This window comes from Streptomyces sp. NBC_00400 (genome assembly GCF_036048035.1).
Taxonomy (GTDB): domain Bacteria; phylum Actinomycetota; class Actinomycetes; order Streptomycetales; family Streptomycetaceae; genus Streptomyces.
Genome location: NZ_CP107940.1, coordinates 3,243,840 through 3,256,771, shown reverse-complemented (window position 1 = coordinate 3,256,771; position 12,932 = coordinate 3,243,840). Strand labels below are relative to the sequence as shown.

Here is a 12,932-nt window from a genome sequence, read left to right as displayed (position 1 = left end):
GGCCGGGACGAGCCAGGAGCCTCCCCCCGCCCCGGCCGGACCGCGCCCGCAGGCACAATGGCAGGCATGGCTGCGCACACTCCGACGGTCGGCCTGACGGTCGGCTTCGACCTCGACATGACGCTGATCGACTCCCGCCCGGGCATCAAGGCCGCGTACCAGGAGCTCTCGGCCAGGACCGGCACCGTGATCGACGCCGACCTCGCGGTGAGCCGGCTGGGGCCCCCGCTGGAGCAGGAGATCCGCCAGTGGTTCCCCGAGGAGCGGGTGGCGGAGATCGCCGAGCTCTACCGTGCGCTGTACCCGGAGTACGCGATCGCCGCGTCGCCCGCCCTGCCCGGCGCCCGGGCGGCCATCGACGCGGTGCACGCCGCGGGCGGCCGGGCGATCGTGGTGACGGCGAAGTACGAGCCCAACGCCAAGCTGCACCTGGAACACCTCGGCCTCGGCGTGGACGCCCTCTTCGGCTCGCTGTGGGCCGAGCGCAAGGCCGAGGCGCTGCGCACGCATCATGCGCCGGTCTACGTCGGCGATCACACCGGCGACGTCGTGGGGGCGCACACCGCCGGCGCGCTGTCCGTCGCGGTCGCCACCGGCCCGTGCGACGCCACGGAGCTGCGCAACGCCGGTGCCGAGGTGGTGCTCGCCGACCTGACGGAGTTTCCGTCCTGGCTGGAGCGCTATGTGGCCGAGGGCGCGGACGGGGGCGACGGCGCCGCCACCTGACGGCGCTGCGCGGTGGCGGAACGGATCACTCCGGCCGCCGCGATGAGGAAACCGAGCCCCATCAGCATGCACAGCCAGTAGAAGACGGACGGCAGCGGTTCGGTCCCGAGGAACAGCGGCGCGACCGTGGCGAGAGTGGCCACTGCGCCAACTAGGAACATGATCGCGCCGATTCGGACCAGCAGATCCCCGGCCTGGGGAGTTTCGTCAGACACCTGACCAGGGTAAGTCCGGGCCAGAAGCACTGAGGATCCACCCGGCGGCGTCTTGTCACCGGCCTTGGGACCATTAGCCTGGGTGATGGCGGGTCCTGCGGCCCGCTGCACTGCTTTCCAGCCCCTCCCCACTCTCGGCTTCGCTTGAGCGGGGGGACACCCACCCCGCAGTCTCCGCAGTAGACCCGGCTCCAGATTTCAACGTTTCTTTCCAACGAGTACGAGGACGAGGACAGACGTGCCTACCGGCAAGGTCAAGTGGTTCAACAGCGAGAAGGGCTTCGGCTTTCTCTCCCGCGATGACGGCGGTGACGTCTTCGTGCACTCGTCGGTGCTGCCCGACGGCGTAGCCGCACTCAAGCCTGGCCAGCGCGTCGAATTCGGCGTCGTCGCGGGCCAGCGCGGCGATCAGGCGCTGACCGTGACGCTCCTCGACCCCGCACCCTCGGTGGCCGCGGCGCAGCGCCGCAAGCCCGATGAACTCGCCTCGATCGTCCAGGACCTGACGACGCTGCTGGAGAACGTCACCCAGCAACTGGAGCGCGGCCGGTACCCGGACAAGGTGCACGGCGCGAAGATCGCCGGCATGCTGCGCGCCGTCGCCGACCAACTGGACGTCTGAGCACGCCTGCCCGCGGGCGGCCGCACCCGGCCGTCACACGCAGCGCATCTCACACGCAGCACACCGCACAGCCGGCGCACCTCATGCGCCGGCTACTTCACACGCCGGCTACTTCACCCGAAGTGCAACGCATCGGGGCCGAGGGGCGGAACCAGCCCCTCGGCCGCGGCGCGGGTGAGCAGTCCGCGCACCGCGGCATAGCCGTCCTCGCCGAGGTCGGCGGTGAATTCGTTGACGTACAGCCCGATGTGCTGGTCGGCGACCTTCGGGTCCATCTCCTGGGCATGCTCCAGGACGTACGGCCGGGAGGCCTCGGGATCGTCCCAGGCCATCAGCACGGAGCTGCGGACCGCCGCCGCGAGCTCGCCCAACGCCTGCTCGCCCAGTGACCGCTTGGCGATGATCGCGCCGAGCGGGATCGGCAGCCCGGTGGTGAGCTCCCAGTGCTCGCCCATGTCGGCCAGGCGGACCAGACCGTAATTCTGGTACGTGAAGCGCGCCTCGTGAATGACCAGGCCCGCATCGACCTTGCCGTCGCGCACGGCCGGCATGATCTCGTGGAACGGCAGCACCACGATCTCCCCGACCCCGCCCGGCACCTCGGCCGCCGCCCACAGCCGGAACAGCAGATACGCGGTGGAGCGCTCACTGGGCACCGCAACCGTCTTGCCCGCCAGATCCGCGGCAGGCCCCTGCTCCCTGGTCAGTACCAGCGGCCCGCAGCCGCGCCCCAGCGCCCCGCCGCAGGGCAGCAGCGCATAGTCGTCGAGCACCCACGGCAGCACCGCGTACGACACCTTCAGCACATCGAACTCACCGCGCTCGGCCATGCCGTTGGTGATATCGATATCGGCGAAGGTGACCGCCAGCTCCGGCGCGTCCGGGACCCGGCCGTGCGCCAGCGCGTCGAAGACGAAGGTGTCGTTCGGGCACGGCGAGTACGCGATGTTCAGCGGCCGGGTCACGGGGTCCTCCTCAGGGATGTGGGGGTCCCCCGCGTGAGCGAAGTCGAGCGTGGGGGAGGATCCGGCGCCGGAGCGGGCGCCGGAGCCGGTGCGGTGGCGGCCGTCAGGGCTCCGGGGAGCGTGCGGAAGGCATCGGTCAGGGCGGTGAGCGCGGGGCCGATGCGCCAGGCGGCGCGGTCGCGCGGGCCGACGGCGTTGGAGACCGTACGGATCTCCAGCACCGGCACACCGTGGGCGGCGGCCGCCTCGGCGACCCCGAAGCCCTCCATCGCCTCGGCCAGCACCCCGGGGTGACGCTCCGCCAGCTCGGCGGCGCGGGCCGCGCTGCCGGTGACCGTGGAGACGGTCACGACGGTGCCCAGGGCCGCACCGGCCGCCGCGGCGACGGCCGTGGCCAGCGCCGGGTCGGGGCGGTGCGCCACCGTCCCGAAGCCGAGGTCGGTGACCGGGGTGAAGCCGTCGGGGGTCTCGGCGCCCAGGTCGGCCGCGACGATCGCGTCCGCGACCACCACGGAGCCCAGGGCCGCGCCGGACGCGGCGAAGCCGCCGCCGATCCCGGCCGAGACGACCAGGTCGTACGGCGCCGTGGCGAGCGCGGCGGCGGTCAGCGCGGTGGCCGTACCGGCGGCAGCGGCGGCCGGGCCGACACCGGCGGCCAGCACATCGAGCGCCACCGGCGCACCCGCCGCACGCCGCAGCGCGTACCCGCCGGGCAGCGCCGCCTCGTCGCACGGCCCTGCCGCGGCAGTCACCGCGTCGCGTTCGGCGGCCACCGCCGTGACGACCAGGACCCGCATCGGCCGGCCCTCCCGTCTCAGATGTCTCAGTCCTTCTGCTTCAGGGTGAAGTGCCACAGGGTCTTGGGGCCGTCGCTGCCGCCCAGCTCCGCGACCTGGAGGGTGACGTCCTTGCTGTAGGAGGTCTGACCGGTCTGCGGGTTCTGCTGCATGAAGAGGGTGTCCGCGTCGAAGCTGCGGTAGGTCTGCTTGCTGGGCGCGCGCATGACCGGGCCGGCACCGATGACGATCCAGCCGGACTTGGCGACCTCCGGGTCGACGCCGACCCGCACCTTCTCACCGGGGTGGACGGTGATCGTCTTGCCGCCCTTCTTGGTGATGCAGGCGGCGACGGCCTTCTTGGAGAGGACCTTGCCCCCGCCGTCGCAGCCGGGGGTGGCCTCGGCCTGCACCGTCGTCGAACCGACGGTCACGGTCGCGAGTGACGTCGGCTTCTCGCAGGCGGAGAGGGTGAGGAGACCCAGGGACACGGCACCGATGGCGGCAGCGGCACGGCGGCCCTTGCCCCAGGAGATCAACGCAGCGGTCATACGGGCAGGCTATCTGGCGCCCCAGCTCACGCCACGCCCGGGTACGGCGTGCCGCGTTGCCCGTCGGATGTCAGGCCACCCGGGGGGCCGGCGTACCGCCCCGCCGGGCCGCGCTCAGCAGTCCGCGTACGGCCAGCACCACGCCCAGCGCCACCAGCCCCGCGGCCACCGCCATCCCCAGCGTGCCGATCAGCGGCAGCGAAATCCCGATCGCGCCGCCCACCACCCACGACATCTGCAGCGCCGTCTCGGACCGGGCGAACGCGGAGGTGCGCACCCCCTCCGGCACATCGCGCTGGATCATCGCGTCCAGCGACAGCTTCGCCAGCGCCTGGCACAGCCCCGCGACGGCCGCCGCCGCGGGGACCACGACCACCGCCAGCACCGGGTAGAACACCGCGGCGAGCACCGTCGCGCACAGCGCCAGCCCCAGCATCGCCGCGACGATCGGCTCAGGACCGCGCGCCTTGAGCCAGGCGCCGACCGCCGTCCCCAGCGCGTTTCCGGCACCGGCTGCCACCACCACCAGCCCCAGCGAGGCCGCCGCGCCCAGCCCGCCCAGCGGATGTTCGCGCAGCATGAAGGCCAGGAAGAACGTCAGGAAACCGGAGAGCGCCCGCAGCGCGGCATTGGCCTGCAGGCCGTGCAGCACCGACGGGCCGACCGTACGCAGCCCCGGTTTCCGCATCTCGCCCCCCGCCGACCGCGCCGACGCCTCCCGGGACGCCAGCCGGGCCCGGCCCTCGCCCTTCGCCGAGTCGACCTTGGGCGGCAGGGAGAACGACAGGACCGTCCCGGCGGCGAACACGGCACACGCCCCGTACAGCGGCCAGCCCGGCCCGAGCAGTTGCAGCCCGGCCCCCATCGGCGCCGCCACCCCGGTCGCCAGCAGCCCCGCGAGCGTTACCCGCGAATTGGCCTTGACCAGCGAGATCCGCGGGGGCAGCAGCCGCGGCACCACCGCGCTGCGGACCACGCCGTACGCCTTCGACGCCACCAGCACCCCCAGCGCCGCCGGATACAGCTGCAGCCCGCCGGTCGCCACCGCGCCCGACATCGTCAGCGCCAGCAGCGCCCGCGCCAGCATCGCGCCCGCCATCGCCGCCCTGCGGCCGTGCGGCACCCGGTCCAGCAGCGGCCCGACCACCGGCGCGAGCAGGGCGAACGGGGCCATCGTCACGGCCAGATACAGCGCCACCCGGCCCCGCGCCTGATCCGTCGGCACCGCGAAGAACACCGTCGAGGCCAGCGCGATGGTGATCATCACGTCGCCCGCGGAGTTCACCGCGTGCAGTTCGATCAGCTTGCCCAGACCCGACTCGCCCGCGCCGTGCGCATGTGTGGCACGCCGCAGCCCCCGCGCCGCGCCGGTGACGGGTCTGCGCAGCGCGCGGCCCAGGACCCGGCCCGCCCGGCCGGCCCCGTAACCGCCCCGGGTCGAGGCGCGCGACACCTGCGACGACTTCCCTGAGGTCCTGGACACCCTCGACACCTTCGACGCCCTTGCGGCAGCCACCTGGTCATAGTGCCCCAACTCGCCCAGGAGGGGGCACTTTCTCCCCATTGGCGCGCGAGGCGCAGCGGCCCGCGGTCGCCGGCGCTGACATTTGCCCTCCCACCGAGGGGTCGTACACCGTTGAAGGGGTAGCGTGTGTAGCGCGCCACCGGCGGTCGTTTTTGGCCGCGTGCCTCCGCGCGATCCCGCAGAATGGGACGCAAGAGGTGCGCTCGACCGAAACGACCGGGCGCGGACGTCGACGCGGTCCCCTGGTCCGCTCCGCCCGCCCCGGTACCGCCGGTCGTCCGGACAGGACCAGGACAGCTCCGGCTGGCGCACTCGTGAGACGGCGTAGAAGAGAGAATCGATTCTTGTGAGTGCTGCGATGCGAAGCCGTACCCCTGACCGCCTGTGCGCCGAGGCGGTCGACCTTGCGCGGGAGGCGGCGGAGGAAGCCGCACTGCCCGGCATGGTCGGCGAGCACATCGATGCGGTGGCCGACGGAGACCGCGTCGTCACCCACCTCTTCGCCTGCAACGAGCCCGGCTACCGCGGCTGGCGCTGGGCCGTGACGGTCGCCCGGGCCTCCCGCGCCAAGGTCGTCACGCTCGACGAGGCGGTCCTGCTGCCCGGACCCGACGCGCTGCTCGCACCGGAGTGGGTGCCGTGGAGCGAGCGGCTGCGCCCCGGCGACATGGGCCCCGGCGATCTGCTGCCCACCGAGGCCGATGACCTGCGTCTGGAGCCCGGTTACACCGGCGAGGACGCCCCGCCGCCGAATTCCCCCGTCGCCGAGGGCATGGCCGCCGAGGTCGCCGACTCCGAGGAAGCGGACGTCGTCCCCGGCTCGCCCGCGATCCAGCCCGCCCCCGAGCGCGGCAGCATCGCCGCGGTCGCCGAGGAACTCGGCATGCGCCGCGCCCGGGTGCTCTCCCGCTACGGCCTGCACACCGCCGCCGACCGCTGGGAAGAGGCCTTCGGCGCCAAGACCCCCATGGCCCAGGCGGCCCCCGCCACCTGCGTGAGCTGCGGCTTCCTCACCCTGCTCCCCGGCTCCCTGGGCCAGGCCTTCGGCGTCTGCGCCAACGAGTTCTCCCCGGCGGACGGCCGGGTCGTCTCCCTTGCGTACGGGTGCGGAGCGCACTCCGAGGCTGCCGTGATGCCGAAACCGCCGCGGCCGGCCGCGCCGGTTGTTGACGAGACGGTCGTCGAGCCGTTGTCGCTGCGTCCGGAGCGGGACGGTGGCTCGGTCGAGGAGACCGGGCCCGCCGAGGAACTCGGCCACAGCTAGGGGCTGGGCCCCCGGCCCCACGTGGTTTTCTGCGGCGACGCTTCGGGTGTCGCCTCCGGCGGGGTGGGGTGGTGTTTGGGCGGGGGCCGCGTTTCGCCTCCGGCGGGGGTGGTGTGGTTTGGGCGGGGGCCGCGTTTCGCCTCCGGCGGGGGTGGTGTGGTTTGGGCGGGGGCCGCGTGTCGCCTCCGGCGGGGGTGGTGTGGTTTGGGCGGGGGCCGCGTGTCGCCTCCGGCGGGGGTGGTGTGGTTTGGGCGGGGGCCGCTTGCTGTTCGTGGTGGGTGCCGGTGGCGGGCCTCCGGGGCCTGTGTGGTGGACTGCTTCGCTTTACGTCCACCACACAGGCCCCTCCGGCCCGCCACCTCCTGCCCGGGACGGCGACCTCCGCCCGGTGGGGGTGAAGGTTCTAAAAGCCAGAAGCTCGGCCGCGTCGTGGCGTAGCTGATGCTTGGGGTCTTTGGTCTTTTCGTTCACCCCCACCGGGGTGGGGCCCCACAACCGGCGGGAGGGGGCGGGGCCGGAGGGGTGGGTGTTCGGACGTAAAGCGAAGCAGTCCGAACACCCACCCCGGAGGCCCCGAACCCGCCACCCACCACAACAGCCGGGGCCCCACCCCACACACCCACCCCCGCCGAAGGCGGGACAGGCACGGCGCCGCACAGGCAATCGTGGGGCGATACCGTCGGGCAACCGACACACGCTTAGGGAGACGGACAGTGACAGCTACGTCGTTGGTGCGAGGCGCAGCCGGAGACCCGTTCGGGACGGCCCGGCTGCGGCGTGGCGTGCTGGATGCCTGGGCCACCTCGCCGGCCCGGTTCCGGGAGGATGCCAACGCCGAGGAGGACCTGGCGCTCGGCGGCTACCGCGACCGGCTCGCCGTGGAGCTGGCGCAGAACGCGGCCGATGCGGCGGCCCGGGCCGGCGTCCCCGGCCGGCTGCGGCTGACCCTGCACGCGGCGAACGGCGACGCCCCCGCGGTGCTCGTCGCGTCCAACACCGGCGCGCCGCTGGACGCCACCGGCGTCGAGTCGCTGTCGACGCTGCGGGCGTCCGCGAAGCGGGAGGCCAGTGTGTCGGCCGGTGCGGTCGGCCGGTTCGGTGTGGGCTTCGCCGCGGTGCTGTCCGTGAGCGATGAGCCGGCGCTGGTGGGCCGTACCGGCGGTGTGCGCTGGTCGCTGGCCGAGGCGCGGGTGATGGCGGAGGAGGTCGCGGCGCACAGCCCCGGGCTGGGCGGAGAGTTGCGGCGGCGCGACGGTCATGTACCGCTGCTGCGGCTGCCGCTGCCCGCGGAGGGCGGGGCACCCGAGGGGTACGACACCGCCGTCGTGCTGCCGTTGCGGGACGGCGCGGCGCAGGATCTCGCCGAGCGGCTGCTGGACGCGGTCGACGCGGCGCTGCTGCTGACCCTGCCGGGCCTGTCCGAGGTCGTGATCGAGACCCCTGAGCACGTACGGGAGTTGAGGCGGAGCCAGGACGGTCCGTATGTCCTGATCGAGGACAGCGAGCGTGGTGCCACCCGCTGGCGGGTGGCGAGCGACGGCGGTCCGCTGGACCCGGCGCTGCTGGCGGACCGGCCGGTCGAGGAGCGGCTGCGGCCCGCCTGGTCGGTGACCTGGGCGGTGCCGGTGGACGGCGAGGGCGCACCGGCGCGGCCGGGAACCGCGCCGGTGGTGCATGCGCCGACGCCCACGGACGAGCCGCTGGGGCTGCCCGCGCTGCTGATCGCCTCGTTCCCGCTGGAGCCGACCCGGCGGCATGTCGCGCCGGGCCCGCTGGCGGACTTCCTGGTGGAGCGGGCGGCCGCGGCCTATGCGGCGCTGCTGGGCGACTGGCAGCCGGTGTCCGTCGGCACCCTCGACCTGGTGCCCGGGCCGCTGGGCAAGGGCGGTCTGGACGGTGAGCTGCGCCGGCAGGTGCTGGAGCTGCTGCCGCGGGTGCGGTTCCTGCCGAGCGCGGGTGCGCCCGGTGACCGGCCCGCCGAGCCCGAGGCGCCGGCGGCGGGCGAATGGGACGAGGACGACGGCGGGGTGGACCGGTTCGTCCTGCGCCCGGTGGACGCCGAGCTGGTGGAGGGCGCGGGCGCGGCGACGGTCGGCGTTCTGGCCGAACTGTTCCCGAGCCTGCTGCCGGCCGGCCTCGAACGCCGTCCGGAGCTGCGGGCGCTGGGTGTGGCCCGGGTGGGGCTCGGCGAGATGGTGGACCGGCTGGCCGGCGTCGAACGCTCGCCCGGCTGGTGGTGGCGGCTCTACGACGCGCTGGCCGGCACCGACCCGGACCGGCTCAGCGGGCTGCCGGTCCCGCTGGCGGGCACCGCGGCCCAGGGGCCCGGCGGGGGCAGCGGCGTACGGACCACGATCGGGCCCCGTCAGGTGCTGCTGCCGCTGCCCGGCGGTGGCGACGAGGACGCCGCGGCCCGGCACCGTACGCTGGCCCGGCTCGGACTGAAGGTCGCCCACCCCGACGCGGTGCACCCGCTGCTGGAGAAGCTGGGCGCCACCCCGGCCCAGCCCCGTGCCGTCCTGACCACGCCCCAGGTGCGTGCGGCCGTCGCGAACTCGCTGGACGCGGACGAGGACGCCTACGACGTCTTCGCCGACGAGATCGAGGGCGGGGCGGGAGCCCCGCTGGGCGCCGAGGAACTGGCGGAGACCGTGCTCGGCCTGGTCCGGGACGCCAACCTCGCACCGGGCGACGAGCCCTGGCTCGGGGCGCTCGCCCTTCCCGACGAGGACGGCGAACTGGCGCCCGCGGGTGAGCTGGTGTACCCGGGCAGCGCCTTCGAGCGGGTCATCCGGGAGGGTGAACTCGCGGCCTGTGAGGGGGAGTTGGCCGAACGCTGGGGTGAGCGGCCACTGACGGCCGTGGGCGTCATGGCCGACTTCGCGCTCGTCCGGGCCGCCGATGTCGTCCTCGACCCGGACGAAATGGAGCCCCGGGAAGGGGACTTCGCCGAGCCGGACGACGTCGGGCTGCTGGACGTGGTGGACGTGTGGTGCGAGGACATCCTCGACGCGCTGCCGGAGACCCCCGTACCGCCGGTGGTGACCGAACTGGTCGCGGTGCGCGACCTCGATCTGGTCGACGACGACGCCTGGCCGGACGTGCTGGCCATGCTCTCCCGCCCGCCCCTGCGCGACGCCCTGACCGCACCGGTGCGGGTGCTGCTCCCCGACGGCACCACCGAATCCGTCCGCCCGTACACCGCCTGGTGGCTGCGCGGGCACCCGGTGCTCGACGGCCGCCGGCCCGCCGGTCTGCGCTCGGCGGGCGGCGATCCGCTGCTGGCCGGACTGTACGAGTCCGCGGACGCGGGCGAGGTCGATGCGCAGGTGCTGCGCGCGCTCGGCGTGCGCACGTCCGTCGCCGCCCTCCTCGACGAGCCGGGCGGCGCGGCGGAGCTGCTGACCCGCCTCGCGGACCCGGAGCTGCCCGTCGGCGCCGCCCAACTCCATGCGCTCTACGGCCTGCTGGCGGACCTGGACCCCGAGCAGGTGACGCTGCCCGACGAGCTGCGGGCCGTGCGCGACCGGGAGGTCCGGGTGGTCGACGCGGCGGATGCGGTGGTCGCCGACGCACCGGATCTGGTGCCGCTCGCGGCAGGCCTCGCCCTGCTCCCGGTACGGCCCGCCCGCGCCGCGGAGCTGGCGGAGCTGCTGCAGGTCCGGCGGCTGAGCGAGGCGGTCGGCGCCGAGGTCCGCTCCGAGGGCGTCCGCCATGAGGTGCCGGAAGCCGTCCGTGTGCTGCTCGGCGCCGCCACCCCCGAGGCGTACGTGGAGCACGAGGAGTTGCTGGTCGACGGTCCCGACGGCGCCACCGAGCTGGACTGGCGCCGGACGCCGGACGGCACCGTGCACGCCGCGACCCTGGAGGGCGTGGCGGCGGGCCTGGCCTGGGCGGCGGGCCAGTGGCCGCGCCGCTTCGAGGTCGCCGCCCTCCTGGAAGACCCGGACCGGGGGGAGGAACTGGCGCGGGCGCGCTGGTTCGACTGACGGAGGGCGGCAAGGGCGCTGCCCAGGGGCATTGCGTGTTGCGGATCGGTCCGTTTCGTGCCCCTCGGGCGCCTCGTATATGACGTACCGCCATGCCTCGCTGTGAGGCGGGCCGCCCCTCCTGTGCCGGGGGGCGGCTTGACGACGTCAAGGAACACGTGATGAGCCTGCCCGCAATCGCCACCACCGAAGTTCTGATCGCCGGAGCCGGGCCCACCGGCCTCGTGCTCGCCTGCGACCTCGCCCGGCGCGGGATCGCCTGCCGCGTCGTGGAGAGGGAGAGCCGCAGCTTTCCCGGCTCACGTGGCTCCGGCCTCCAGCCGCGCACCCTGGAGGTCTTCGACGACCTGGGCGTCATCGACGCGATACGCGCGGCAGGCGGCCCCGTCCAGCGCCTCCAGAGCTGGGACGGCACCACACGTGTCGCCGAGTGGGACACGGCCGAGCGCTCCGAGCCCTCGCCCCACGTCCCGTACGGCGAGATGTGGATGCTCCCGCAGTGGCGCACCGTCGAGATCCTCCAGGCGCGCCTCGAAGAGCTGGGCGGCAGCGTCGAGTTCGACTGCGAGCTGACCGGCTTCGCGCAGGACGCGGACGGGGTGACGGCGCGGCTGCGCGGGCCGGACGGCACCGGGTCGGCCGTACGGGCCGGCTATCTGGTCGCGGCCGACGGCGGACGCAGCACGGTCCGCAAGGCCCTCGGCGTGGGCTTCCCCGTCACCGATATCCTCACCGACCCGACGCTGATCGCGGACGTCCTCATCGACGGATTCGACCGCGCGCACTGGCACGTGTGGCCCACCGCGCCGGGCGGGCGCGTCGCGCTCCGCCCGCTCGAAGGGGCGGACCTCTTCCAGCTGCTCGCCCACTTCGGCGGCGCGGGCCCGGACTTCACGCCCGACGCCACTCCCGAGGCCGTCCAGCAGCTGCTCGTGGAGCGCACCGGCCACGAGGACGTGCGGGTGCACGAGGTGCGGTGGTCCTCGGTGCTGCGCATCAAGGCCGGGGCAGCCGACCGCTTCCGCGTCGGCCGCGTCCTGCTCGCGGGCGATGCCGCGCACATTCACTCTCCTACGGGCGGCCAGGGCCTCAACACCAGCATCCAGGACGCGTACAACCTCGGCTGGAAACTCGGCGCCGCGCTGCGCGGTGCGTCCGATGCGCTCCTCGACACCTACGAGGCCGAGCGGCGGCCGGTCGCGCAGCAGGTGCTCGCCCTCACCACCCAGGTCTTCGAGCAGGACCGCGTGGACACGGACCGCGGCTTCTCCCGGCGCGGCGGCGAGACCCTCCAACTGGGCCTCGGCTACCGCGAGAGCCCCCTGACCCGCGAGTGCCGCGAGGGCCTGGCCGGCGACGCACTGCGCGCCGGAGACCGCGCCCCCGACGCCCCCTGTGGGCCCATCCGTCTCTTCGACCTCTTCCGCGGCCCGCATGCCACGCTCCTCGCCTTCGGCGGGACCGACGCCCCGGCCTCCGAGCGCTACCAGCGGGTCCGGGTCGGCCGGCCCGGCGAGCCGGCCGACGTCATCGACGTGGACGGGCACGCGCACCAGGCGTACGGGGACCGGGGACTCTTTCTCGTACGGCCCGACGGGTATGTGGCGTTCGCGACGGAGGACCCGGCGGACCTGGCCTCGTACGAGGTCCACTGGCAAGGCCCGGCGAGAGGTCCGTCGCCACACCCTCACCCGCGCCGGGCCGACGTCACGACGCGGACCGCGGCGTCAGTGCGAGCGGAACCTCTTGACCAGGCTCCAGATGACGACGATCGCGGAGAGGGCGAGGAGGGGCCACACCCACCAGTCGAGGGTGCCGTCGCCGGTGCCGCCGTAGTGGCTGCCGGTGTGGTGGTAGTGGCGATGTGAGCTCGCCAGCACCTGGTACGCCAGATCCCCGTGGAGTGTCATGGAGCTGGAGCGTAGTACGGCAGCAGCGACCGGGGTATCGGCCGGGCAGGTTCTCTTCGGCCTCTCGTACGGCCCGCTGAGCGGGGAAGCGCGGGTGCCTCCTCAGCCCGGTGGCGGACGATGCGCGCCGCGGCGCCCGCTCACCCGGACCGGAACCGCCGCTTCACGAACACCCAGGCGACCCCGAGCACGGTGCCGAGCGGGATCATCCACCACGCGCCGCTGAACGAGACGCCGGGGGAGTGGGTGCCGTAGTGACTGCCGTAATGGCTGGTGTAGTGGCTGATGGAGTGGCTGGAGTGGTGTGAGCGGGCCAGTAGTTCGGCGGCGCGGGAGCCCGGGTGGAATGTCATGGACATGGACTCTAGGGGGCGGGGCGGGGCGGGGCG

The 12,932-nt window shown here is 74.1% G+C and carries 11 protein-coding genes; 5 read left to right on the top strand and 6 right to left on the bottom strand.

The window, feature by feature from the left end:
- The first annotated feature begins 66 nt into the window (after positions 1-66).
- On the top strand, positions 67-726 hold the full coding sequence (locus OHS81_RS14210; protein ID WP_328385147.1) for an HAD family hydrolase: 660 nt from the start codon (positions 67-69) through the stop codon (positions 724-726).
- On the opposite strand, the gene OHS81_RS14205 is transcribed toward OHS81_RS14210, so the two are convergent.
- Positions 681-941, bottom strand: coding sequence for a hypothetical protein (locus OHS81_RS14205; RefSeq protein ID WP_443058700.1), 261 nt, complete (start codon positions 939-941; stop codon positions 681-683). The two genes, OHS81_RS14210 and OHS81_RS14205, sit on opposite strands and share 46 nt — an antisense overlap.
- 238 nt (positions 942-1,179) lie before the next feature.
- On the opposite strand from OHS81_RS14205, the gene OHS81_RS14200 reads away from it, so the two are divergent.
- Entirely contained in the window at positions 1,180-1,563 is a 384-nt protein-coding gene (locus OHS81_RS14200; protein ID WP_018089689.1) for a cold-shock protein, read from the top strand.
- 113 nt (positions 1,564-1,676) lie between these two features.
- Here OHS81_RS14200 and OHS81_RS14195 read toward each other — a convergent pair whose 3' ends face one another.
- From OHS81_RS14195 to OHS81_RS14180, 4 genes are all read right to left on the bottom strand, one after another.
- Positions 1,677-2,528 (bottom strand): 1,4-dihydroxy-6-naphthoate synthase, encoded by an 852-nt coding sequence (locus OHS81_RS14195; RefSeq protein WP_328385146.1) that lies wholly within the window; start codon positions 2,526-2,528, stop codon positions 1,677-1,679.
- Entirely contained in the window at positions 2,525-3,325 is an 801-nt protein-coding gene (locus OHS81_RS14190; protein WP_328385145.1) for a futalosine hydrolase, read from the bottom strand. The genes OHS81_RS14195 and OHS81_RS14190 overlap by 4 nt, the downstream gene beginning before the upstream one ends.
- Before the next feature lie 26 nt (positions 3,326-3,351).
- Complete coding sequence (locus tag OHS81_RS14185; RefSeq protein ID WP_328385144.1) at positions 3,352-3,855, bottom strand: hypothetical protein; 504 nt, start codon at positions 3,853-3,855, stop codon at positions 3,352-3,354.
- A gap of 70 nt (positions 3,856-3,925) precedes the next feature.
- Entirely contained in the window at positions 3,926-5,419 is a 1,494-nt protein-coding gene (locus tag OHS81_RS14180; protein WP_328385143.1) for an MFS transporter, read from the bottom strand.
- Positions 5,420-5,738: 319 nt separating this feature from the next.
- Between OHS81_RS14180 and OHS81_RS14175 the strand changes: the two genes are divergently transcribed.
- The 3 genes from OHS81_RS14175 to OHS81_RS14165 all read left to right on the top strand — a co-directional run bounded on the left by OHS81_RS14175 (position 5,739) and on the right by OHS81_RS14165 (position 12,501).
- Positions 5,739-6,644 carry a DUF3027 domain-containing protein gene (locus OHS81_RS14175; protein WP_328385142.1) on the top strand — a complete coding sequence of 302 codons (906 nt, stop codon included), beginning with the start codon at positions 5,739-5,741 and terminating at the stop codon, positions 6,642-6,644.
- A 713-nt stretch (positions 6,645-7,357) separates the two neighbouring features.
- Positions 7,358-10,633 carry a sacsin N-terminal ATP-binding-like domain-containing protein gene (locus tag OHS81_RS14170; protein WP_328385141.1) on the top strand — a complete coding sequence of 1,092 codons (3,276 nt, stop codon included), beginning with the start codon at positions 7,358-7,360 and terminating at the stop codon, positions 10,631-10,633.
- A gap of 161 nt (positions 10,634-10,794) precedes the next feature.
- Positions 10,795-12,501: an FAD-dependent monooxygenase gene (locus tag OHS81_RS14165; protein ID WP_328385140.1), complete on the top strand. Its 1,707-nt coding sequence runs from the start codon at positions 10,795-10,797 to the stop codon at positions 12,499-12,501.
- A 182-nt stretch (positions 12,502-12,683) separates the two neighbouring features.
- On the opposite strand, the gene OHS81_RS14160 is transcribed toward OHS81_RS14165, so the two are convergent.
- Positions 12,684-12,896, bottom strand: a complete 213-nt coding sequence (locus OHS81_RS14160; RefSeq protein WP_328385139.1) for a hypothetical protein — start codon at positions 12,894-12,896, stop codon at positions 12,684-12,686.
- Positions 12,897-12,932 lie beyond the last annotated feature (36 nt).

Bases quoted from the DNA above. Each gene is read 5' to 3' on its own strand.
- OHS81_RS14180 (WP_328385143.1), bottom strand. From the start codon at position 5,419: ATGGGGAGAAAGTGCCCCCTCCTGGGCGAGTTGGGGCACTATGACCAG.
- OHS81_RS14185 (WP_328385144.1), bottom strand. From the start codon at position 3,855: ATGACCGCTGCGTTGATCTCCTGGGGCAAGGGCCGCCGTGCCGCTGCC.
- OHS81_RS14210 (WP_328385147.1), top strand. From the start codon at position 67: ATGGCTGCGCACACTCCGACGGTCGGCCTGACGGTCGGCTTCGACCTC.
- OHS81_RS14175 (WP_328385142.1), top strand. From the start codon at position 5,739: ATGCGAAGCCGTACCCCTGACCGCCTGTGCGCCGAGGCGGTCGACCTT.
- OHS81_RS14160 (WP_328385139.1), bottom strand. From the start codon at position 12,896: ATGACATTCCACCCGGGCTCCCGCGCCGCCGAACTACTGGCCCGCTCA.
- OHS81_RS14190 (WP_328385145.1), bottom strand. From the start codon at position 3,325: ATGCGGGTCCTGGTCGTCACGGCGGTGGCCGCCGAACGCGACGCGGTG.
- OHS81_RS14165 (WP_328385140.1), top strand. From the start codon at position 10,795: ATGAGCCTGCCCGCAATCGCCACCACCGAAGTTCTGATCGCCGGAGCC.